Genomic DNA, 24503 nt, shown 5'->3' on the forward strand with positions numbered 1-24503 from the left:
TACCGTGGTCTACGTGACCGATTGTTCCGATATTTACGTGTGGTTTACTTCTTTCGAACTTTTGCTTTGCCATTTGAAATTCCTCCTTATTTTAAATAAACTTTGCCTAGCGTTTGCATACTAATTTATATTCTCTATGGAGCTCATGATCGGGATTGAACCGACGACCTCCGCCTTACCAAGGCGACGCTCTACCGACTGAGCTACACGAGCATTAAAGTGGCTCGCACTTTAATATACCAATTATAAAGTTTACTATCATTTGTTTTTTTTGTCAATATTATTTTACTATTATTGTTTATTGTCGGAAAGGCACTTTTCAAGCTTTCTCTTAACTCTTTGAAGTGCATTATCTATAGACTTTGCATGTCTATCTAAATCACAGGCTATTTCTTGATAAGACTTACCATCTAAATAAGATTGTAATACTTCCATTTCTAAATCCGAAAGGACTCTTGAAATAGCATCTTCTATTTGAGCCTTTTCTTCCTTCCCTATAACAAGTTCTTCAGGATCACTAATCTTCATACTAGAAAGTATATCCAAAAGTGTCCTTTCTGAATCATCTTCTGATACTGGTTTATTAAGAGAAATATATGTATTTAAAGGTATATGCTTCTGTCTTGTAGCTGTTTTTATTGCAGTTATTATTTGTCTTGTTACACATAACTCAGCAAACGCCTTAAATGTTGTTGATTTCTCATAATTAAAATCTCTAATCGCCTTATATAGACCAATCATTCCTTCTTGATAAATATCCTCTTTATCAGCACCTATTAGAAAATATGATCTAGATTTTGCTTTCACAAAGCCTTCATACTTAGAAATAACATATTCTTGTGCTCTCACATCTCCATTTTTAGCCTTTATAACTATTTCTTCTTCTTCTTTTCCCTCAAACTCAACTGCTATTTCCTTTGAATAATCTTTGTTATTCACAAATCCCCCTCCATTTCCTAAAACACCTTTATATTTACCCACGCCTCATAGCCTCTAATTTTTTTAGTATATCTTCATCAATATTGTCTTGTACAGTACTCTTATATGATGGATTCACCTTACTGCTAGTTCTCTTTATATCCTCAGATGTATCAAACACCATATTATAAAACTCTACACTAGAAATTCTAGTTGCACCTCTTTGAAATATAGTTTGTTGCTCTAAAGAATCTGACGTTACTACAGACACCTCAAATCTTCTTCCTATATTATGTATTTCTCTTTCAATATAAGCATCAGCGGTTTCTCCACTTTTAGTAAAAACTACTGTAAGATTTTTATTGTGTTCATATTTATTCTCTAAATTTCCTGCTACTCTATATCCGTCAAATACAAGCATAATTTTACATTGATGAATTGCACCATAATTATGCAAAATATCAATTAGTTTTTGCCTTGCACTATCTAAACTTATTTCCTTTTCTCTCTTTAAATTACTCCAGCTATTTATTACATTATATCCATCTATAAAAATAAATTTCACTTTTAACCTCTGTTAGTATTAAACTATTTAGTTAATCTACCTTTTAATACCTCATACATCATTATACCACCTGCAACTGAAGCATTTAAAGAGTTAATTTTACCTACCATAGGGATTTTAACTAATAAATCACATTTTTTAAGAGTTAAGTTTGATATTCCCTTTCCTTCACTACCAATAATTAACGCACATGGTCCTGAGAAATCAGTATTATAGCTATAATCTTTTCCATGTATATCAGCCCCATAGACCCAAATTCCTCTTTCTTTTAAGATATCTATTGTAGCATTTATATTAGTAACCTTTGCAATTTTCATATGTTCTATTGCACCAGCTGCACATTTATATACAGTAGAAGTAACTCCAACATTTCTCCTTTTTGGTATTATTATTCCATGAACACCACATAATTCTGCAGTTCTTATAATTGATCCTAAATTATGGGGATCTTCTATTTCATCTAATATAATTATAAATGGCTTTTCACCTTTTTTATCAGCATATTCTAATATATCGTTAACTTCACTATATTTAAACGGAGTAATTTTAGCAATAATTCCTTGATGATTTAATCCTTCACACATAGCATCTAATTTTCTTCTATCTGCTTCTTTAATTACTATTCCTTTATCCTTTGCTAATCCTAGGGCAACCTTTATTGAACCTTCTAAATCACCTTTAATAGAATAAATACATTCAATAGTTCTATCGCTTTTTAACGCTTCAATAACTGCATTTCTTCCTATTATTAAATCTTCTCTTAAAGCTTCTAAATTAGTTTCTTTTGCTGGTGTAGTATAGACTCTTTCTCTTCTTTGCTCTCTATTAGCTTTTTCTTGTAATTTATTAAATTCTCTTTCTCTTCTTCTTGGATTTTCTCTTTTCGCCATAAAATATTTTCTCCTTATTTATTATTTAACTCACTTTTTAATGCATGATTAAAAATAAATTCTAATCTTTCCGTATTACCAATTAAATATAAGTACCCAACTAAGGCCTCAAAACCTGTTGCCATTCTATAGTCTCTAACATCGGCATTTTTAGGAACTGTTGCAGATTTAGCATTTCTTCCTCTTTTATATATGTAACTTTCGTCTTCTGTCAAAAATTCTTCTATTTCATGCATAATTGTACTTTGACTTTTTGCCTTAACGTATCCAATTGCTTTAACATGAATTTTATGAGCGCTTAACTCAAGATTATTTGACAGTATTGAATTTCTAATAAAAAGTTCATATACTCCATCTCCTATTAAAGCAAGTTGAAGGGGATTTAAAAGTCTAGCCTCTTTTTCAGTAAATTCTTTTACTCTAAAATCATTTAGCATATTTTTCTCCTCATTACATGATTAAAAGTCAGTACATTAATTATACTAACCTTAAATCCTTAATATATAAATATCTAACTAAATTATTTATATAATAATTTATAATTAAAAATTAAGAGTCAAGAATTAAGAATAAAGCTTCTAAAACAGCTTTTTATTTTTTATTTTAAAGCCAGTTTTACTGCCTTTACTTCTTAACTCTAAACTCTTAATTCTTAAACAATTGATTAAATTAATCTATTTTTTTCCATCTAACTCCTTGTGGAGTATCTAAAAGTTCTATTCCTTTAGCTTTTAAAGCATCTCTTATTTTATCAGCCAAAGCAAAATTTCTATCTTTTCTAGCTTGTTGTCTTTCAGCTATTAAAGCCTCAATTTCTTCCTCTAAGTTTGCTTTAGTTGTTTTTTGTAGTATTCCTAATGGTAATCCTAATTCTCTTATTAACTCTAAGGCTTTTTCGCATAACTCCTTAGATGAATTAATTCCTACATTACTATTAATATCTCTTATTAAATCAAATAAAACTGAGATAGCATCTGCAGTGTTAAAATCGTCATCCATCTTTTCAATATACCTTTGTCTATACGCATCTAACGATTCTAAATACTTAACTTCCTCATCATTCATTTTTTCAACTTTAACTTCTAATATTAAGTTTTCTAAATTACCTATAGCATTATATAATCTTTCAATAGAAGCTTTAGCTGATTCTAATAACTCATTACTAAAGTTTAATTGAATTCTATAGTGTCCTGACAACATTAAAAATCTTATTACATCTGCATCATATTCTTTTAACGCATCTCTTGCTGTTAAGAAGTTATTTAAAGACTTAGACATTTTTTGATTATTAACATTTAAAAATGCTGCATGCATCCAATAGTTTGCAAATTTCTTTCCTGTTAATGCTTCACTTTGAGCAATTTCATTTTCATGATGTGGGAAGGCTAAATCCATACCTCCAGCATGTATATCTATTGTATCTCCAAGTAAATTTTTAGCCATACATGAACATTCAATATGCCATCCCGGTCTTCCTAATCCCCAAGGACATTCCCAAGCAGGTTCACCTGGTTTTTGTGCTTTCCAAATAGCAAAATCCATTGGATCTTCTTTTCTTTCATCAACATTTATTCTGGCTCCTGCTTGTAAATCTTCTAAATTTTGACCTATAAGTTGCCCATAACCCTCAAACTTTTTAGTTCTGAAGTAAACATCTCCATTCACTTCATATGCATATCCTTTTTCTATTAATCCTGAAACGAATTTTATTATTTCACTAATATATTCTGTAGCTCTTGGATTAGTAGTGGCCCTTTTAATATTAAGCCCGTCAGCATCCTTGTAATACTCACAAATATATTTATCCCCAATTTCTTTTACTGTTGTATTTTCTTCATTAGCTTTGTTTATCATCTTATCATCTATATCAGTAAAATTCTGAACAAAGTTAACTTCATATCCTCTATATTCCATGTATCTTCTTATAGTATCAAAAACAATAAATGTTCTACCATTTCCTATATGAAAATAATTATAAACTGTTGGACCACAAACATACATATTGACTTTCCCTGGATTTAACGGAATAAATTCTTCCTTTTTTCTAGTTAAAGAATTATATATTTTCATTTAATAATACCTCCTTTTTTATTTTTTTAATTCTATAATCTTATATTATTCTTTTCGAATTGAGATTTTACAGTCGTAATAACATCCTCTATTTTTATTACTTCCATTTCACCATCTCTTAATTTAAATTCTACTTCGCCATCAGCTATTTTTTTACCTACAGTAACTCTCATTGGAATTCCTATAAGTTCTGAATCCTTAAATTTAACTCCTGGTCTTTCATTTCTATCATCTAATATAGCATCTACACCAGCTTTTTTTAACTCTTCATATAATTTATTAGCTATTTCCATTTGCGCTTCATCTTTGATATTTACTGGAATCACAGAAACATGATATGGCGCTACTGATAATGGCCATACTATACCATTTTCATCATGATGTTGTTCTATTATTGAAGCCATAGTTCTTGTAACACCAATTCCATAGCATCCCATAACAAATGGAGTATTCTTTCCATTTTCATCTATAAATGTAGCATTCATAGCTTCAGAATATTTAGTTCCTAATTTAAATATATGACCTACTTCAGTTCCTCTTGCTATAGTTACTTCAGCACCACATTCAGGGCATTTTTCTCCATTTTCTATATTTCTAAAGTCTCCTATAGTTCCTTCAAAGTCTCTTCCATAGTTAACATTTTTTAAGTGATATCCAGTTTCATTTGCTCCTGTTATCATATTATACATATAAGTAACTTCTTCATCTACTAATAATAAGTCTACCTTTATTCCTACTGGTCCACCAAATCCAACTTCACAACCAGTTGCATTAGTATACTCTTCATGAGAAGCCATTATTATATCAGTTGAAGCTTTTGCTGCATTTGATACCTTTACTTCATTAACTTCTCTATCTCCTCTAACAACTACACCTACTATTTTTCCATCAACGTTAAACATTAGAAGTTTAACAGTTTTCTTTGGTGATACTTTTAAGAAATCAGAAACTTCATCAATTCCTCTACTATCTGGTGTAGATACCTTTTCCATTTCTAATAATTCTTCTACCTCTGCCTTTTCTGGAGTGGCTTCTGCCTTTTCTATATTTGCAGCATAATCACAAGCGCTACAGAATACTACGTCATCTTCTCCAACTTCTGATTTAACCATAAATTCAGCAGAATTTGATCCACCAATTGCTCCTGAATCTGCAGCAACGCATTTTGCATCTATTCCACATCTATTAAATATTTTTACATATGCATCGTGCATTTTATCATAAGATACATCTAATCCTGCTTGATCCTTATCAAAGCTATAAGCATCTTTCATTATGAATTCTCTCGATCTCATAATTCCAAACCTTGGTCTTCTTTCATCTCTATATTTTGTTTGAATTTGATAAAGATTAACTGGTAATTGCTTATATGATTTTATTTCATTTCTAGCAATATCAGTAAAAACTTCTTCATGAGTTGGTCCAAGACAAAAATCTCTATTGTTTCTGTCTTTTAATCTAAACATCTCATCTCCATAGACATCCCATCTACCTGACTCTTGCCATAATTCTGCTGGTAATACTGCTGAAGCTAAGAATTCTTGTGCGCCTGCAGCATTCATCTCTTCTCTAACTATATCTTCAATATTTTTTAAAACCTTTAAGCCTATTGGCATATAGTTATAAACACCTGCAGCCATCTTTCTAATCATACCTGCCCTAAGCATAAGCTTATGACTATCTATTTCTGCCTCTGCTGGTACTTCTCTTAACGTTGATACTAACATATTTGACATTTTCATAATTTGTTCCTCCAGACTCTCTATTTAATATTTTTATTAATTCATTACTTTATAATTTTGATTATAAAAAAAGTTCCCCCTAATATAGAATTAGGGCGAACTTATATCCGCGGTACCACCTAAATTTGTGCTTTAATAATGATAACGGTGTTAAACCGATAGTTTTTACCTACAACTCAAAAGCTGGTTCAAAATCTATTGAAAATCTTACAGCCTACGGATTTTCTCTCTGAAAAGGCGATTTCTACTATTCTTCATCACTGCTTTAAGTAATATTTTTTTGATTAATTAATTATATAATCTTGAAAAAACTCTGTCAATAATAATAAGATTTAATTTAAACAAGCTTTTCTCCTAAAATCAAATCCTCTGGGGTTGTAACCTTAATATTAGTATACTCACCATCATAAAGATATACTTTATATCCATACATTTCTGATACCATTGTATCATCTGTAACAATTACTTTATCTTCTTTGACTCTTTTGTGACACTCAAAAATTTCATTAAACTTAAAAACTTGTGGTGTTTGAATCGCCATTAAATCTTCCCTATTAGGGGTTTTTATTGAAAAATTACTTTCATCTTTGATTTTTATAGTATCCTTAGGCATTACACCTGGTGCACACGCACCATAAACAGATGCATATTTTATTCCATCATTTATTATTCTATCTGAAAGAAACGGTCTTGCACCATCATGGATTAATACTATATCAGTTTTACTATTTTCCAAGCTTTTCAACCCATTATATACAGAATCTTGTCTTTCATTGCCACCTATAATTATTTTATCAACCTTAAGAGAATACTTTTTTAAAATATTTTCTTTAAAATATTCTACTTCATCCTTTGATAAAACAACTACTATATTATCTATTTTTTTATTTTCATTAAACTTTTTAATCGTATAATAAATAATAGGCTTTCCTTTTATCTCAATGAATTGCTTACTTATTGAAGCATTCATCCTTTTGCCCTTTCCCCCTGCTAAAATGATAGCACTTATCATGAAATTTCTCCTTTAATTGTCCTTTGGTTTTGCAAATATCATTCTTCCAGCAGATGTTTGGAGAACAGATGTAACTATTACAAAAATTTCTTCCCCAATAAATTTTCTTCCACCCTCAACAACAATCATAGTTCCATCATCTAAATATCCAATTCCTTGTGTAGATTCTTTACCATCTTTTATAACTACAATTTTCATTTCTTCTCCTGGAAGAACTACTGGTTTTATTGCATTAGCCAAGTCATTTATATTTAAAACAGGTACACCTTGAAATTCAGCAACTTTATTCAGGTTAAAATCATTTGTTATAACTTTTCCATTTAACTTTTGGGCAAGCTTTAATAGTTTACTATCAACCTCTGCTATTTCCTTAAAATCGCCTTCCCAAATTTCTGTTTCAATTTCTAGTTCTTTTTGAATCTTATTTAATATATCTAAACCTCTTCTTCCTCTATTTCTTTTTAGAGAGTCCGATGAATCAGATATATGACGAAGCTCATCTAAAACAAAGCTAGGTATAACTAAAGTTCCTTCTATAAAGCCAGTCTTACACAAATCAAAAATTCTACCATCAATTATAACAGATGTATCTAATACCTTTGCAGTACTCTTTATTGAACCTTTAGATTTCTTTTCTTTTTCCTTGTCCTTATCTCTTATATTATTCTTTTTAAATATAAGCAAAGTTGATGAAATATCATCTCTTTTCTTTATGAATATCTCTGCTCCAATTATTGATGCTATTAACTCTAATAATACAAATATTATAGGTCCTATAGCAGGATGTATTCCTGAAAATATTCCTGAAAGAGGAGCTCCTATAAATGCTGCAATAATTAATCCTATTAAAGTTCCTACACTCCCAAAAATCAATTCTTGTGCACTTAATCTTTGAATATTTTTTTCCATTTTATCTATAGTACTTGATATCAATTTATATAGTCCTGGTGAAATAAAATAAAAAATAATTCCGAATAATAACATACAAAAAATATAAAGTATTGTAGTTGCTACTGCACCTTTAATAATATGGATTTTAAATCCTCTTCCAATAGCTAATACACCTTCACAAGCAATATAACCAATGACTAATCCTAAAAGAGTAAAAATAATCTTTAAACCTTTTTTAAACAAAAAATCACCTCCTATTTAAAAGCTATACATAATAGTTATAAATAACCATTTTTTATTATACCATAATATTAATATTACTATTACAAGTATTTAAATTTTAAAATTAAATATTAATACCCCCTATCAAAATAAACACAGGTTGTTTATTATAATATTAAACAATACAGACAAGGGTTGTATTGACAAAATTGTCTGAAAATACTTATAATTTATATAAGGATTATATTTCTAAGGAGTTGAGGCAAATGAAAGACATTATATTTGATAGCTTTCAAAATGACGTCAGTGAATCTCTATTAAGACACAAAAGTATTCTGGATGTTCTAACTAAATATACTGAATCTAGTTCTAGAATTAACAGAGCAGTAGCTAAAGCTGTTACAAACTGTGGTTGCATTGAGATAAATGCAAAAAAGCAATGTCTGCCAAATGAAGACAACTCATTGGAAGATTTATCTAAGTGTTTAAAAACTCATGTAGATGGTTGCTTATGTGAAAACTGCCGTGAAGTTATAGAAAGAGAAATTGGTAATAATTTATTCTATCTTACTTCTCTTTGTAATCTTCTTGATATAAATCTTTACGACGTTCTATTGAAAGAAAGCGATAAAATTAACACCCTAGGTAAATTTACCTTTAGATAAATATATAAGCAGGTTTATACCTGCTTATATATTTTTACCAATATTTTATATTAATATTCTGTTTATTAATTAAATTTCTTTCTTTAAGTGAATTTGCTCTTTTATTCTCTTTAATCCACTTCTTATTGCAGTTGCTCTAGCTTCTCCTATACCTTCAACTTGATCCAATTCATCTTTACTTGCAGTAATTACATACTTTAACTTACTAAAATGTTTTATTAAATTTTCAATTACATTAGTTGGTATTCTAGGAATTTTAAATAATATTCTATATCCCTTTGGAGAAATTAATGTATCTACTAATGGTACACCTCCAAATCCAAGTACCTTAGCTATAATTTCTAAATCAACTAGCTCTTCCGAATTTAATTTTTGAATATCTTTATATATGCTATTATGATCTGCATTCTCTCCACAATAGTCCCTTATTAAAAGTATTCCATCTCTTTCTATATATCTTATTAACTCATTAAGTTGCATAGAAATAAGTCTACCTTCATTACCAAGTTCTAAAATGTATCTTTTTATTTCTTCAACTATTCTCATAACCATTTCAGTTCTTTGTATTGCAGTTACCACATCAAAAATAGTTGTTAAATCCTGAAACTCTAAGATATTTAAATTATTTATTACTCTTTCCAACACATTAACATACTTTTCTAAAGTTTGAATAGCCTGATTAGCTCTTGCTAATATTACACTACTATCTTGTAATATATATTTAATATCACCCTTATATATTGTAATAATATTTCTTCTTTGAGATATAGCAACAACTATAGTATCAGTCTGTTTTGCAATTCTCTGTGCTGTTCTATGTCTCGTTCCTGTTTCATAGGTTGTTACAGATGGATCCGGTAATAATTGTGCATTAGCACAAACTATCTTTCTTAAGTCTTGACTTAATACTATTGCTCCATCCATTTTAGCTAACTCATAAATATATGCCGGTGTATACTCTGCATTTATATTAAATCCACCATCCACTATATCCATTACATCTTCAGAATCACCTAAAACTATTAATCCACCAGTCTTAGCTCTTAGAATATTTTCTAATCCTTCTCTCAAATTTGTTCCTGGACTAACTATTTTTAATATATTTTTTATTTCATTATCATCCTTAACTCTCATGCTAATCACCTAATCTATTAATTTCACATACTTTCTATAATAATTATATTCTACACCTATTTATATACATCTGCTATAACATCATTTAATGTTTTCATTGACATTATTTCTATGTTAGATATTTTAACCTCTTTACTAAAGGATCCTTTAGCTACATATACTTTTTTAAATCCCATTCTAGCTAATTCTTTAACTCTTACTTCTATAGATGGAACCTTTTTAAGTTCTCCTGTTAATCCCACATCTGCTATAAATGCAATATTAGCCTCTATTCCTCTTTGTTTTACAGACGAAACTATACTCATAATAACAGCTAAATTAATACCTTGTTCCCTTATTCGCATTCCACCAGTAGTCTTTATAATAACATTCTTATCATAAAGATTTATTCCACCTCTTTGCTCTAAAATAGATATTAATGTATTTAACTTATCTTTTCCTAATGTTTCACCTATTCTAGTTGGATACGGGGTAAATGTTTTTGATACTAAACTTTCTACTTCTGTAATTATAGGTCTTGAACCTTCTTTTATAACTGTTAATGTACTTCCTGATACTATCTCCCCATCTTCTCTTTTAGTCATAAAAAACTCTGATGGATTATCAATAGAAATCATACCCTTTTCAGACATTTGAAAAAATCCAGTTTCTCCAGTGCTTCCAAATCTATTTTTTGAACTTACAAGCCCTCTTAACTCCTCATCAGTATCGCATTCAATAATTAATACTGTATCAACTAAATGTTCTAACGCTCTAAGTCCAGCTAGTTCATCCGCCTTTGTCATTTGCCCAACTATAATTACGGCTCTTTGCCTTTTATCATCTTTTGCTATTCTTAAAAGTTCATTAGCGCACTCCATTGTTTGAGTAGGAGACCCAGCTCTTGCAGGCAATGAACCTTCCATAGTAAATGTTTGAATACTATCTATAATTAACAAATCTGGATCTATTTCATCAACAGCGGCTACAACATTATCCATACTTGTTTCTTGAACAACCCATATATTTTCATTAATTTTATCTAATATTCTATCTGCTCTATTTTTAATTTGACTATCACTTTCTTCCCCAGATGCATAAATAACTTTATGTCCACCCCTAGCAATATTATCTGCTACTTGTAATAATAAAGTTGATTTTCCAGCTCCTGGTCTTGCAGTTATTATAGTAATAGAATCCTTAACTATTCCTCCACCCATAACTCTATCAAATTCACTGATTCCAGTTATAATTCTATCACTTTTACTGGAAGTCACTTCCGATAACTTTTTAATAGGCTTTTTAGATAATTGTCTTACCTTTACAGCTTCTTTAGCTGCTTTATTTTGTTGAACAACTTGCTCTTCATTAAAAGTATTCCAGTTACTACAATCTGGACATTTTCCCATCCATTTTGGTGATTCATATCCACATTCTTGACATATAAATACAGATTTTATCTTTGCCATACTTTCACCACTCTATCTATATTTAAAATTTAATATCTTATAATATCATATTATTAGTACTTTAACCTTTTAAATTAAAAATTATATTCTAAATCACGTTAAAATAACTAAAAATAAAATTTAAAGTCTTACTTAAATTCCAATTTACTCTATATAATATAACATACTTAAAATATAAAAAATATAAAAAATATAAAAATAAACCATAAGGTCTATATTAACTCTTATGGTTTATTTCTATACTTATTTATATACTTTTTTTCTATAATTTATTAATTTTCAATAAGCTTTGCTGCTTCTTTATCTACTATTACAGTAACATCTCTATGCATTTGTAGCATTGATGCTGGATTTTCAGTAGTAATTTTTCCTGAAAATAATCCTTTAATAGCTTCTGCCTTACTTTCTCCTGATGCAATAAGAATAATCTTTTTAGCTTTCATTATTCCACCTACACCCATTGTAATAGCTGTTCTTGGAACATCATCAATATTGTCAAAAAATCTTGCATTTGCTTCTATAGTATTTTCTGTTAAAGATATTACATGAGTCCCAGCAGATAAATGCTCATCTGGTTCATTAAATGCAATATGTCCATTATTTCCAACCCCTAAAAGTTGGATATCAATTCCACCTAATTCTATTATTCTTTTATCATATTCTTTACATTCAACTTCTAAATCTTTAGCTAATCCATTTGGTACGAATGTATTAGCTAAATTTATATTTATATGATTAAATAGATTATCATTCATAAAATATCTATAGCTTTGACTATGTTCTGGATTTAACCCTATATACTCGTCTAAATTTACAGTTGTTATTTTTGAAAAATCCAACTCTTTATTTTCATACATTTTTATTAACTCTTTATACATTCCTATTGGTGATCCACCTGTAGCCAAACCTAAAATTGCATCTGGTTTTTCCTTTATAACCTTAGAAAACTCACTTGCTGCAACCTTACTTAATTCTTCATAACTATTAACAACTCTTAAATTCATAATACTTCTCCCTCTCTTCTTGAAATATTTACTTGTAAAGTAAATTTATCTGATTTATAAAATGCCTCTTCTAAAAATAAAAGCTTATCTGTATTAGTAAATGTTTTACTAACTACTTTCAATATTGGTGTATCAATTTGACACTCTAGTATTTTTCTTATTTCATCATCAACATTAACTGCTACTATAGATGAATTGGAATTTGTAATTATATATCCAAATCCCTCTAAAACCTTATATAAAGATCCTTCTAACATTTCCTTATTTAGATGTCCACAGTAATCTACTGGTATATATACAGTTTCTACTGCGATACATTCATTATCTACTATTCTTTTTCTTGATATTTTATATAATCTATCTAATATAAAAACATCCTGTATATCTTCAGGTGTCTCTATAATTTCAAATTCTACAACTTTAGTTTCTAATGTTCTACCACTTTGTTTTATCATCTCAGTAAAACTCATCATATCCTTTTGGTTTACTTTTTGTTCACATACAAAAGTTCCCTTGCCCTTTTTTCTTGTTAATATCCCTTCTTGAACTAACTCACCGATAGCTTGTCTTATTGTCATTCTACTAACATCATATATTTCACAAAGTTCTCTTTCACTAGAAATACATTCGCCAGCTTTCCAAATCCCACTAGCTATTTTCTTTATAAAATCATTTTTTAACTGATAATATACTGGTATTGGACTATTTTTATCTATCATATTATCACTCCCACTGTTATTATATGATACATATATATAGTTGTCTATACCAGTTTGAATTTTTTTTATAAACAAATATACATATTTATTTATTATTTGGAAATGCTATCTATATAAATTGCAAGGAGATGGTATTTTGATAGATAAATCTTATTTATATAATGTTCCTTCTAAAAACATTCTTAATGATTATAAACCTAAAAATCTGTCTAATGATTCTTTAGACAACTATCCTATTGACTCTATAGAAAACATGGTCATAAATTCTAATTTAGATAATGATCCCTCTATAAAATAATATTATTGTAATATCATAAAACAAAAAAGTAAGGTATAACCTTACTTTTTTAAATTTAATATAACTCCTTTTATTCTTGTCATTGCTTCAATAGAATATTTTATCCCCTGTACTCCTATACCAGATGATTTAACTCCTAAGAAAGGAAAGTGATCTGGTCCCCTTTCAGTCTTATTATTTATTTGTACTGCTCCTACTTCTAATTTATCAGCCACATAAAAGGCATTATCTAAATTATTAGTAAACACTGATGATTGTAATCCATATTGTGATTGATTTGCTATTCTTATTGCTTCATCTTTATCTTTTACTCGTATTATTGGCAATACTGGCCCAAAAGGTTCATCCCAAGCTAATCTCATATCTGTTGTAACATAATCAAATAGAGTTGGGTAAATAATATTATTCTCACGTTTTCCTCCTACTATCAGGTGAGCTCCCTTATTTCTAGCATCATCTATAATATCCCATACAAAATCTGCAGCTTTTTCATCTATTAGTGGAACTATTGAAACATCTTGATTATTAGGGTTACCAACTTTAAGCTTTTCTACTAACCTCTTTATTTTTTCTACTAATTTATCAGCTATACATTCTTCTACTAATACTCTTTTTACCGCCGTACATCTTTGCCCTGAATAAGAGTATGCACCATCTACTATATTTTTTGCAGTTAAATCTAAATCTGCATCTTCTAAAACTATCGCAGCATCCTTTCCTCCAAGCTCCATTAATAATGGAACCATACTAGTTATCTTAGATATTCTCATTCCAACTTCACTACTTCCTGTAAAATTTATAAAATCTATAGCAGGATGAGTAACTATATAATCTCCTATTTCACTTCCTTTTCCTGTAATAGTATTTAATACACCATCTGGTATACCAGCCTCTTGAAATATTTTAGCCAAATATAGACCACATAAACTTCCTTGAGTCGCAGGCTTTAAAACTACTGTATTCCCAGCTATTAAAGCTGGTGCAATTTTAGATGCAGCTAAATTTATTGGATAATTAAATGGCGATATTGCTAAAACTACACCTACTGGCTCTCTTACGACAATAGATAATTTCTTTTTATCAAACCCAGGAAAATTATCACTCTGAATGCTTTCTCCATATATACTTTTTGATGTATCAGCTGTAAACCTAATAAAATCTGCTGTTCTATTAATTTCTGACTCTACACTCTTTATATCCTTAGCAATTTCACGAATTAAAATATCACTTAAATCAACTATACGCTCTTGTAATAAATCTGCAGCTTTATATAATATTTTTGCTCTTTCATTAATAGGAGTTTCCTTCCATTTTCCCCTAGCATTAACTGCAATCTGTATAACTTCATCAACTTCTTCTCTTGTCATTGCAGGTACTTTTCCTACTACTTCTTGATTAATAGGTGATCTAATCTCAATAAACTCCTTACTCTTGCTATCAAGCCATTGACCATTGATAAGATTACGAAACTTTCTTTCTTCTCCTACTAAATTGCTAAACATATTCTCACTCCTATCTTATAAGTATTTTTTTATTTTTCCCCTCTAAATAGGTATTTATTAAATTACCTTTTATTTTTTAGCAAAAAAGGACTATTAAATTTAAAACCAAACTTCAGTCTTTAAATTTAACAATCCCTTTTACTACTAATACTTTATTAACTTCTATCTGTGTGAAAAAATTAATCCTTCATCTTTACATTCAACCCTTAATTTATCCCCAACTTTAATTTCACCTTTTAATAGTTCATCACTTAATTTATCCACTATTTCTCTGTTTATTATTCCTCTTAATGGTCTAGCCCCAAAGTCTAAATTCTTATTTTTAGTAACTAAGAATTTATTTAAATCTTCATCATAAATTAAATCAATATTTTTTTCTTTTAATCTATTAATTGTATCCTTTAGCATTATATTTACTATTTCTAATGTATCTTCTTCCTTAAGTTGATTAAATACTATAGTATCGTCTACTCTATTTAAAAATTCTGGTTTAAATGCTGTCTTTAATTCCTCTAATACTATTTCTTTAATTTTTTCATATTCCGCTTGAGTTGAATTAGATGCAATATCAAATCCAACTCTTCTTTGTGTCTTTATTTTTTGAGCTCCTACATTTGATGTCATAATAACTATTGTATTTTTAAAATCTATAGTTTTACCTTTTCCATCTGTTAATCTTCCATCTTCCATTATTTGAAGTAAAATATTAAATACATCTGGATGTGCTTTTTCAATCTCATCTAATAATACTACTGAATATGGCTTTCTTCTTACAGCTTCTGATAATTGTCCGCCTTCTTCATATCCTACATATCCTGGAGGAGCTCCAATTAATCTTGAAACAGAATGCTTTTCCATATACTCCGACATATCTATTCTAATTAAATTGCTTACTTTTCCAAACATAACTTCCGCTAAAACATTGCAAAGCTCTGTCTTACCAACTCCAGTAGGTCCACAAAAAATAAAAGTTCCAATAGGCCTATTAGGATTTTTAAGCCCTACCCTAGCTCTCTTTACAGCCCTTGTTAAGGCCCTTATAGCTTCCTCTTGCCCAACAACCCTTTTTCTTAATGTTTCTTCTAAATTTAATAGCTTATCTGATTCTTTTTCTGTTAATCTTGCTACTGGAACTTTAGTCCAAATTGCTACTACCTTTGCAATATCATCTTCATCAACAATTTGTACTTCAGTACAACTATGAGTTCTCCATTCATTTTTAATTTTTTCAAACTCTTCTCTTAGTTGTTTTTCCTTATCTCTTAAATTTGCAGCCTTTTCAAAATCTTGATTTCTTATAGTATCTTCTTTTTCATTCATAATCTTTTCAATATCTAGTTCTCTTTGCTTAATTTCTGGTGGAAAAGTTAATCTAGAAATCCTAACCTTAGCAGCAGCCTCATCAATTAAATCTATTGCTTTATCTGGCATATATCTATCACTTATATATCTATCTGCTAAATCAACAGCCATATACAAAGCTGAATCAGTAATTTTAACCTTGTGATGAGATTCATATTTATCCCTTAATCCAAATAAAATATTTAAAGTCTCTTCCTTAGTTGGCGGCTCTACATTTACTGTTTGAAATCTTCTTTCTAAAGCTGCATCTTTTTCTATGTGCTTTCTATATTCATCTATTGTTGTGGCACCAATACACTTTATTTCTCCTCTTGCTAATGCTGGTTTTAATATATTAGAGGCATCTATAGCACCTTCTGCACCTCCAGCACCAACTATAGTATGAATTTCATCTATAAAAATTATTATATCTTCTTCATTTTTTAATTCATTCATTACTTTTTTTAGACGCTCTTCAAATTCACCTCTATACTTAGCTCCTGCAATCATTGATGTAATATCTAATATTAAAAGTCTCTTATCCCTTAGACTTTCTGGTGCATCACCAGATACTATTTTTTGAGCTAATCCTTCTATTATAGCAGTTTTACCAACGCCTGGCTCACCTATCAAACAAGGATTATTCTTAATTCTTCTACATAAGATTTCTAAAACTCTTTGAGTTTCTTCATCTCTTCCTATCACTGGATCTAACTTACCCTCACTTGCACTTTGTGTTAAATCTCTACTATATTGATCTAAAGCTGGTGTCTTATTTTGTTTTTTCTCTTTTTGCATAGATTTTTTATTTTCTCTAAGTTCATTTCCAGATATATATTTATCCAATTCTTGCTTAAGTGCACTTAGATCTACTTTACCACTTGTTAAAATAGTATAAGCAACACCCTCACCTTCATTAACAAGTGCCATCAATATATGTTCTGGATTTATAAAGCTATGCCCATACTTTCGTGCTATATCTAAACTATCATCAAATAACCTCTTAGCCCTTGGAGTTAATAGCATCTCTCCATTAGAAACCTCATCATCTCCAAATCCTAAATAATCTTCAGTCATCTTTCTTACTTTTTCAATAGTAACTCCTTTACCCGATAAAAGCTGACCTGCATATCCATTTTCCTTCAATATTCCTAATAAAACATGTTCAGTTCCAATATATCCATGTTTAAAATTTTGAGACTCTTGCTGTGCTTCTACTAAAACAACTTGTGCTCTTTCTGTAAACCTCCCAAAAATCATAGTGTCACCTCCAAATATAATTTAATATAGATTGCTATACAAATTATTATTAAATTGTGTAAATATGATCCAACCCTCTTTACCATAATTATTTTCTTATATCTATTATAATTATTATGATAAAATAACCATTATGATACCCTTAAGTATTTCTGCTCTTAGCTTATTTTTATCTTCAGCAGCTGATAATGTTCTATCATTTATAGACATCTTAATAATTTCAAATTCTCTTTTAGTTATTATATTAGTGTCATATAAGTGTTGAATTAATAATACTGCTGCATTATAAGTTAGACTATTTCCTATAGCTTTATTTATTGCATCTAATTGTTTATCTTTACTATTATATTCTACTCTTTTGATTATTATATATCCTCCTCCACCCCTTCTACTTTCAATTAAATATCCTTTTTCAGTTGTAAACCTTGTTGTCAAAACATAATTAATTTGAGATGGCGCACAATTAAACTTATCAGCTAATTCATTTCTTTGAATAACTACCTCCTTATTTTTCTCGTCTTCTATCATGTCTTTAATAAACTGTGCTATTATATCTGAAATTCTTGCCACAATTTCACCTTCCTAAACGTACTTTGACCTTATTTGACTTTAATTATATATAATTTTTTTTTTTATGTCTATGTAATAATTATTTTATTTTAGGTAAATATATTATTGTATGTTAGACTAATAATAATTGCTATTACTACCTCCTATTGTATCCGAATTTATTTTTTCTTAAACCCTCCGCAATTATTACAAGCTAAATATTTTTACATAAAAAAAGAGCCGTCAAATTGACGACTCTAAAATTTTATTAAGCTTCAGCTGGAGCTCCTACTGGGCAAACATTTGCACAGTTTCCACAATCGATACATGTATCTGCATCAATAACGAATTGAGTATCCCCTTGGCTTATAGCATTAACTGGACATTCTGCTGCGCAAGCACCACAGTTAACACATGAATCATTAATTGAATATGCCATTAAAAACACCTCCCCCATGTATTTAATTAATACAAATATTATTTTATCATACTAATTTTTCTTTTTAAAGGGAAAGTTAATATGCCTTTCTTTTCATAAACATATTCTTAACTAAATCACCATATACCCAGAATTCTCAATAGAAGCTATTATCTCATCTATAGCTATACTTAATCTATCATATACTAAATTAACCTCTTTTTTATTTAAATTAATTTCACACGCAAGAATACCTTCATAATTACTAACCAGATTTTTAATTTTAATAATATCTTTATGGTTAGTTAAATTATAAATTCTAACTAGTGATTTCATTAAATTTCCTCCTTAGTTACCCTTTATAAGATTTTTAATTAACTTTCTATCTTCTTCTGATTCTATTTCTAATTTTATATCATCATCATCTATAGAATCCTCATAATGACCTTTTATAAGCTCAACAGTTTCTATTTTAAACTCTTCTAAAACTTCTTCCTCACCTTTTTTAAGTTTAACCTTAACACTTTCTTTAACAGTATTGTTTGAAAATACTTCTCCAGTTCCTTCACTAGTCTTAACAATTGATCCAACCTTCGGCATTCTCTTTCTAATATCCTCATAAGTACTTTGTTCATAATTTAAACAACACATAAGTCTTCCACATATTCCTGATATCTTTGTTGGATTAAGAGATAAATTTTGCTCTTTTGCCATTTTTATAGAAACAGATGCAAAATCACCTAAAAACGTTGAACAGCACATTGGTCTTCCACAAGGTCCAAGCCCTCCAAGCATTTTAGCTTCATCTCTAACTCCAATTTGTCTTAATTCAATACGAGTCTTAAATATTGTAGCTAAATCTTTAACTAACTCTCTAAAATCAACTCTTCCATCAGCTGTAAAATAAAAAATAACCTTATTATTATCGAATGTATACTCTACATCTATAAGCTTCATTGTTAATCCATGTTCTTGAATTTTTTTTAAGCAAATATCAAATGCATCTTTTTCTTTATCTTTATTTTTAAAATGCTTATTTATATCCTCATCAGTTGCTATTCTTAAAACACTTTTTAAGGGTGCAACTATATCATTTTCACTTATTTCTTTTATTCCAATTACACATTCCCCAAACTCTATACCTCTCGCAGTCTCAACAACTACATAAGTATCTTTTTGTATATTCATATCAACTGGATCAAAATAATATATTTTTCCAGCTTTCTTAAATCTAACCCCGACTACTTTTATCATTATTAACCCTCCATAAAGCCCATTAACATTACTCGTAATGTCATTGCCCAACTAACATTACTCTTAATATTTCTTCTTGCTTCTTCTATAGTCATTATCATATTATTTAACTTCCTAAAGGACATTTCTTTAGTAAGCTCATTTATATCATCAATTTTATCACCATTTATAATAAAATTCTTATTTTCAACTTCCTTATGTATTAAAATATCCCTTATAAATCCCCCTAGAATATTTAATACTTCTTCCTTATTATCTTTTAACCCAACAAAATTTTCTTCATGCTGTAATATAATCTCAAAATTATTTTTATTTAAATCTCTTATTAATTCTATTATCTTACTTCTGAGTTCTTTTAAATTATTATCATTAAAATATCTATCTACTCGTCCTGGAATTCCCTCACTAAATGCTATAGCTGATTTTATATCATTTTCATTAAAATCAAATTTTTTAATTCTTATATATTCATATAATTCTTCCTTAGTTAAGGGAGTTAACTTATAGATTTCACATCTAGATTTTATAGTATCTAAAATCAACTCCAAACTTTCACATAATATTATTATGTGAACTCCTATTGGAGGCTCTTCTATAGTTTTTAAAAGTGCGTTTTGAGCTTGAATAGTTAATTTATTTCCTTCATGTATTATAATTACTTTCTTATCTCCTTCAAAAGGCTTTTTAGATACTTCTTCTATTATATTTCTTACATCATCTACCCCAAAGGATGCTTTACTGCTCCTATAATTTATAATATCTATATATTCTCTATAAAGTTCACCATTTAATATTAACTTAGCTAATATGTTAGCTAACTTACTTTTTCCTATTCCATCTTCTCCTGCTATGAGGTGAGCATGAGAAAGAGTATTACTCATACATCTATCTTTAAAATTATTAATCAAAGTCTCATATCCTATAAATTCTCTCACACAATCACCTCCTTATTAACTTACTTATACCTTGTAAAATTGATCAACATCTAAAACAAATATTGTAGCTCCTCCAACCTCAACTTCAATTGGATACGGCATATACATTCCTGAACCACTTCCAATCGTGCTTGGAGTAGGTGCAGAAACCATTTCTCTTCTTCTCTTACACACATCTTCTATTACTTTAACTACTTCTTTAACTACTTCCTTTTCAACCCCTATCATTAAAGTCGTATTACCTGATTTTAAAAATCCTCCAGTTGTAGCTAATTTAGTTACTCTAAAATTTTTATCAGTAAGCTCCTCAATTAAGTCTATAGCATCGTCATCTTGAACTATAGCTAATACCAACTTCATACCACATACCTCCACTAATAAGCTAATAATTTATTCTCTTATATTTTATCATAAATACATAATAATTTACTAAATTTTCTCTTTAAATAATTTATTATATGAAAATTTATATTCATATTCTACTACTATTATAATTAAAGTTAGCATAAGTTTAATTAACTACAAAAAATTATTAACTTTAACGTTATTAATTTTTTAGGCCATAGTTTAATAAATATTTATTTTTTACTATTTTTAAATAAATATACAAATTTTAAAATGAAAAAGAGCTATTTAAAATTAAGATTATTTTATATATTAAATAATCCAACTTCAAATAACTCTTATTTAATACTATATATAATTTTTTATCTTCTCATAAATCTCATTATTTATATCTTCTATAGATCTTAACTTACCATCATTACAACATTTTACAATTTTCCAATTATATTTATCTGCAACATATAATGAATTATTATATGAGTTAATTAAATATTCTTTATTACTTTCATGTATATCCTTATCTTCTTCACCAGTAAATTTATTCATTCTATTTTTCATAAGCTCCTGGCTTACTTCAGGATCAACATCTAAAAATATTACTTCATCTGGTGTTGGAATACCATATATATTAAATTCTAAGTCATATAACCACTCAAGGAATTTCTCCTTTTCAGGACTCTCTATCTTAGCTGCTTGATGCACCATATTAGAAGTTGTATACCTATCACTAATTATTATCCCTCCACTATTGTAAAACTCACCCCATTTAGTTTTATATGAAGCATATCTATCTGCAGCATAAAAAGTGGATGATACATAAGGACTTACGTCATTAGGATTCTTTCCGAAATCTCCATTTAAATACATTTTTACAAGAGCTGAAGAATCACTTTTGTAATCTGGGAAAGTAATTTTCATACATTTCTTACCTTCACTAATTAATCTTTCATATAATCTTTCAGATTGGGTTGCTTTTCCACTAGCATCTGAACCTGATTCTATAATTATTAATTTACCTTTACCCATCCTCGTTCTTCCTTTCATTTTCAAATACAATCATTAATCCGAATCTTTTAAATTTGAAATCTTTGATGCTATAGCTTTCATTAATTTATTTTTTATATCTTCATATTCTTTGCTACTCACATCAATGATATTCATTCTTTGTACACATTCTTCACAAATAAAGTTATTCATTATTTGAATTCCACTTTCTTTGTTTTCTTTCTCACATATTATACAATATTTTTTATCATCTCTCCATATATCTTTATTACTAATATCCATATACTCTCCTCCCTTTATTTACTAATTCTGTCCCATTGATTGTTATCTATACTTAATCACTCAGTATTTTTATAAAAATTTAATATATACATAATATAGAAAATTATATTAATCCTTTGTCTTATTTAAATAATAAAAGATGAGATGGCAAATAACCATCTCACCTTTTATTATTTATTCTATATAGAATGTCTTATACGATCTACTAAAACATCACTAGGCTCAAATATAAATTTATATATTTTCCCTTGCTTTTTATATATACATAAAAACTTTTTATTTCTATCAAATTTTCTAATATAATGTCTACTACATTTACATTTATTATATTCCTTAGGAACATTAGCTTTTTCTCCAATATAAATTATATCCTTTATCTTTAAACTCTCAACATTTTCTTCTACTCTACTATTTATTTTATTAATTATTAGCTTGTCTGATATAACGCAATACTTATATGCCATGTTGCATTTCTTAGTTTCTTTAATTAAAACTATTAGTGTTACTATAACTAAAATGACTTCTACACCTATTTCTTCAGTAATACTTTTTCCAAAAGTCATCTTAGAAAATTGATATATGTATAGCGCTACAGTAATTGTTAATAACGATATAATTATTGCAACTGTTTTTTTACCTTCTTTAATTTCCTTATGCATCATTGAAACTCCTCTAAATAACCTATATTATTTCTCATGACAATATTTTGATTATACTAACTTTCTAAAGCTAATTACAAACCTTGAATTTGGGATTATTAGTTTATCTTGTCCATTATTCAATAAATATATTAGAATATCTTTATTAATCTAACTATTAAGCATTATTATTAGCTTATTGTGATATAATCTAAATATATATTTCATTTATTGATAGCGAGGTAACATTTATGATTCAAATATACAAAAGTGTAAGTGAAACAAATTCATCACTACAAGTTTTAGATAGTATTGAAAATGGATGTTGGATAAACATAGTTGCTCCTTCTGAAGAAGAGCTAATTTTAATTTCCAAAAAAACAGGAGTACCCTTAAGCTTTTTAAGAGCTCCATTAGATGATGAAGAAACATCTAGAATTGATTTTGAAGATGGATTTACATTAGTTGTAGTGGATATTCCATTTACTGAAATGGAGGATAACTCTTTAACTTATGATACATATCCACTTGCAATTATTCACTCCGAAAAAGAAATAATAACTATCTGTCTAAAAAATAGTAGAATAATAACTGATTTTATTAATGGTAGGGTAAAATCATTCTTTTCTTTCAAAAAATCAAGATTTATTCTTCAAATATTAAATAGAATATCTACATATTATTTGCTATACCTTAGACAAATTGATAAAAAAAGTGTAATGATTGAGAAAAGACTACATAAATCTATGAAAAATAGAGAATTAATACAATTACATTCCCTAGAAAAGTCTCTTGTTTATTTCTCTACATCACTTAAAGCTAATGAAATAACACTTGAAAAAATGTTAAAATTAGAAATAATGCAAAAATATAAAGATGATCAAGATGTTCTAGAAGATGTAATAATAGAAAATAAGCAGGCCATAGAAATGACCGATATTTATAGTAATATCTTATCTAGTACTATGGACTTCTTTGCTTCTGTTATATCTAATAATCTTAATATAGTAATGAAGGTATTAGCATCTGTTACTATATTAATGGCTATACCAACTATTATAGGTGGGATATTTGGTATGAATGTTGCATTACCACTTCAAAACAATCCTAATGGATTTGAAATTATTATATTTCTTACAATACTTTTAACTGGAGTAACGGCATTTATTCTATATAAAAAAGATATGTTTAGTTAAACATAAAAAATATCCACAACTCTATTGAATTTTGTTGTGGATATTTTTTATTTATATGTGAATAACTTTTATTTTTATATTATTATCTTTTTAATTTTATGTTGGCCCCTTAAAAATTTGCAAAATCAGGACCACCCGTAAAACGGGTGGTTTGCTCTACGCCTATAAGGCTCTGTTACTGGCCGTGCTACTCGCACGTC

General features: G+C 28.5%; 25 protein-coding genes, 1 tRNA gene and 1 other annotated feature. Of the genes, 2 read left to right on the top strand and 24 right to left on the bottom strand.

Translation table 11 applies throughout. The annotated features are described in order from the left end of the window. Window positions 1-137: 137 nt before the first annotated feature. From I4V51_RS03905 to I4V51_RS03945, 9 genes are all read right to left on the bottom strand, one after another. A tRNA-Thr gene (locus I4V51_RS03905) sits at window positions 138-213 on the bottom strand. A gap of 78 nt (window positions 214-291) precedes the next feature. Next, window positions 292-939, bottom strand: a complete 648-nt coding sequence (gene sigH, locus I4V51_RS03910) for an RNA polymerase sporulation sigma factor SigH (protein ID WP_195987000.1) — start codon at window positions 937-939, stop codon at window positions 292-294. A gap of 34 nt (window positions 940-973) precedes the next feature. After that, window positions 974-1483, bottom strand: coding sequence for an NYN domain-containing protein (locus tag I4V51_RS03915; protein ID WP_195987001.1), 510 nt, complete (start codon window positions 1481-1483; stop codon window positions 974-976). A 23-nt stretch (window positions 1484-1506) separates the two neighbouring features. Then, window positions 1507-2373 carry a 23S rRNA (guanosine(2251)-2'-O)-methyltransferase RlmB gene (gene rlmB, locus I4V51_RS03920; RefSeq protein WP_195987002.1) on the bottom strand — a complete coding sequence of 289 codons (867 nt, stop codon included), beginning with the start codon at window positions 2371-2373 and terminating at the stop codon, window positions 1507-1509. Window positions 2374-2387: 14 nt separating this feature from the next. After that, window positions 2388-2810 (bottom strand): ribonuclease III domain-containing protein, encoded by a 423-nt coding sequence (locus I4V51_RS03925; RefSeq protein ID WP_195987003.1) that lies wholly within the window; start codon window positions 2808-2810, stop codon window positions 2388-2390. Window positions 2811-3042: 232 nt separating this feature from the next. Then, complete coding sequence (cysS, locus tag I4V51_RS03930) at window positions 3043-4443, bottom strand: cysteine--tRNA ligase (RefSeq protein WP_195987004.1); 1401 nt, start codon at window positions 4441-4443, stop codon at window positions 3043-3045. 32 nt (window positions 4444-4475) lie between these two features. Continuing rightward, window positions 4476-6185 (bottom strand): proline--tRNA ligase, encoded by a 1710-nt coding sequence (locus I4V51_RS03935; RefSeq protein ID WP_195987005.1) that lies wholly within the window; start codon window positions 6183-6185, stop codon window positions 4476-4478. Window positions 6186-6273: 88 nt separating this feature from the next. Next, window positions 6274-6455 (bottom strand) — a binding site (T-box leader). Window positions 6456-6522: 67 nt separating this feature from the next. Further along, window positions 6523-7197, bottom strand: a complete 675-nt coding sequence (gene ispD, locus I4V51_RS03940) for a 2-C-methyl-D-erythritol 4-phosphate cytidylyltransferase (protein ID WP_195987006.1) — start codon at window positions 7195-7197, stop codon at window positions 6523-6525. A 12-nt stretch (window positions 7198-7209) separates the two neighbouring features. Beyond that, a complete protein-coding gene (locus tag I4V51_RS03945) occupies window positions 7210-8331 on the bottom strand; it encodes a PIN/TRAM domain-containing protein (RefSeq protein ID WP_195987007.1) in 1122 nt (373 codons plus the stop codon). Window positions 8332-8576: 245 nt separating this feature from the next. On the opposite strand from I4V51_RS03945, the gene I4V51_RS03950 reads away from it, so the two are divergent. Beyond that, the gene (locus I4V51_RS03950) at window positions 8577-8975 is read left to right on the top strand and encodes a DUF1573 domain-containing protein (RefSeq protein WP_195987008.1); all 399 of its coding nucleotides are present in this window, start codon (window positions 8577-8579) and stop codon (window positions 8973-8975) included. Between the two features lie 69 nt (window positions 8976-9044). Here the strand turns inward: I4V51_RS03950 and disA are convergent, their stop codons facing one another. The 15 genes from disA to I4V51_RS04025 form a co-directional block, all read right to left on the bottom strand. Beyond that, complete coding sequence (gene disA / locus I4V51_RS03955) at window positions 9045-10109, bottom strand: DNA integrity scanning diadenylate cyclase DisA (RefSeq protein WP_195987009.1); 1065 nt, start codon at window positions 10107-10109, stop codon at window positions 9045-9047. Window positions 10110-10165: 56 nt separating this feature from the next. Beyond that, on the bottom strand, window positions 10166-11557 hold the full coding sequence (radA, locus tag I4V51_RS03960) for a DNA repair protein RadA (protein WP_195987010.1): 1392 nt from the start codon (window positions 11555-11557) through the stop codon (window positions 10166-10168). Between the two features lie 272 nt (window positions 11558-11829). Next, window positions 11830-12561: a glucosamine-6-phosphate deaminase gene (gene nagB / locus I4V51_RS03965; RefSeq protein ID WP_195987011.1), complete on the bottom strand. Its 732-nt coding sequence runs from the start codon at window positions 12559-12561 to the stop codon at window positions 11830-11832. Continuing rightward, window positions 12558-13280 (bottom strand): GntR family transcriptional regulator, encoded by a 723-nt coding sequence (locus I4V51_RS03970; RefSeq protein WP_195987012.1) that lies wholly within the window; start codon window positions 13278-13280, stop codon window positions 12558-12560. Before I4V51_RS03970 ends, nagB begins: the two co-directional genes overlap by 4 nt. Before the next feature lie 339 nt (window positions 13281-13619). Then, a complete protein-coding gene (locus tag I4V51_RS03975; protein WP_195987013.1) occupies window positions 13620-15080 on the bottom strand; it encodes an NADP-dependent glyceraldehyde-3-phosphate dehydrogenase in 1461 nt (486 codons plus the stop codon). 162 nt (window positions 15081-15242) lie between these two features. Further along, complete coding sequence (locus tag I4V51_RS03980; RefSeq protein WP_195987014.1) at window positions 15243-17681, bottom strand: ATP-dependent Clp protease ATP-binding subunit; 2439 nt, start codon at window positions 17679-17681, stop codon at window positions 15243-15245. A gap of 114 nt (window positions 17682-17795) precedes the next feature. Beyond that, entirely contained in the window at window positions 17796-18251 is a 456-nt protein-coding gene (locus I4V51_RS03985; RefSeq protein WP_195987015.1) for a CtsR family transcriptional regulator, read from the bottom strand. A 247-nt stretch (window positions 18252-18498) separates the two neighbouring features. Next, window positions 18499-18669 (bottom strand): 4Fe-4S binding protein, encoded by a 171-nt coding sequence (locus I4V51_RS03990; RefSeq protein WP_195468517.1) that lies wholly within the window; start codon window positions 18667-18669, stop codon window positions 18499-18501. 111 nt (window positions 18670-18780) lie between these two features. Next, on the bottom strand, window positions 18781-18984 hold the full coding sequence (locus I4V51_RS03995; protein ID WP_195987016.1) for a heavy metal-associated domain-containing protein: 204 nt from the start codon (window positions 18982-18984) through the stop codon (window positions 18781-18783). Between the two features lie 12 nt (window positions 18985-18996). Continuing rightward, window positions 18997-19902 (bottom strand): stage 0 sporulation family protein, encoded by a 906-nt coding sequence (locus tag I4V51_RS04000; protein ID WP_195987017.1) that lies wholly within the window; start codon window positions 19900-19902, stop codon window positions 18997-18999. Between the two features lie 2 nt (window positions 19903-19904). Further along, window positions 19905-20837, bottom strand: a complete 933-nt coding sequence (locus I4V51_RS04005) for a DNA polymerase III subunit delta' (RefSeq protein ID WP_195987018.1) — start codon at window positions 20835-20837, stop codon at window positions 19905-19907. 24 nt (window positions 20838-20861) lie between these two features. Then, window positions 20862-21197, bottom strand: a complete 336-nt coding sequence (locus I4V51_RS04010; protein WP_195987019.1) for a cyclic-di-AMP receptor — start codon at window positions 21195-21197, stop codon at window positions 20862-20864. Window positions 21198-21530: 333 nt separating this feature from the next. After that, a complete protein-coding gene (locus I4V51_RS04015; RefSeq protein WP_195987020.1) occupies window positions 21531-22208 on the bottom strand; it encodes a thymidylate kinase in 678 nt (225 codons plus the stop codon). Window positions 22209-22241: 33 nt separating this feature from the next. Beyond that, complete coding sequence (locus I4V51_RS04020) at window positions 22242-22469, bottom strand: sigma factor G inhibitor Gin (RefSeq protein ID WP_195987021.1); 228 nt, start codon at window positions 22467-22469, stop codon at window positions 22242-22244. A gap of 179 nt (window positions 22470-22648) precedes the next feature. Continuing rightward, window positions 22649-23131 carry a hypothetical protein gene (locus I4V51_RS04025; RefSeq protein WP_195987022.1) on the bottom strand — a complete coding sequence of 161 codons (483 nt, stop codon included), beginning with the start codon at window positions 23129-23131 and terminating at the stop codon, window positions 22649-22651. Window positions 23132-23358: 227 nt separating this feature from the next. On the opposite strand from I4V51_RS04025, the gene I4V51_RS04030 reads away from it, so the two are divergent. Further along, window positions 23359-24303 (top strand): magnesium transporter CorA family protein, encoded by a 945-nt coding sequence (locus I4V51_RS04030; protein ID WP_195987023.1) that lies wholly within the window; start codon window positions 23359-23361, stop codon window positions 24301-24303. Window positions 24304-24503: the final 200 nt, after the last annotated feature.

It is taken from the genome of Clostridium sp. D53t1_180928_C8 (genome assembly GCF_015667795.1).
Lineage (GTDB): Bacteria > Bacillota > Clostridia > Clostridiales > Clostridiaceae > Clostridium.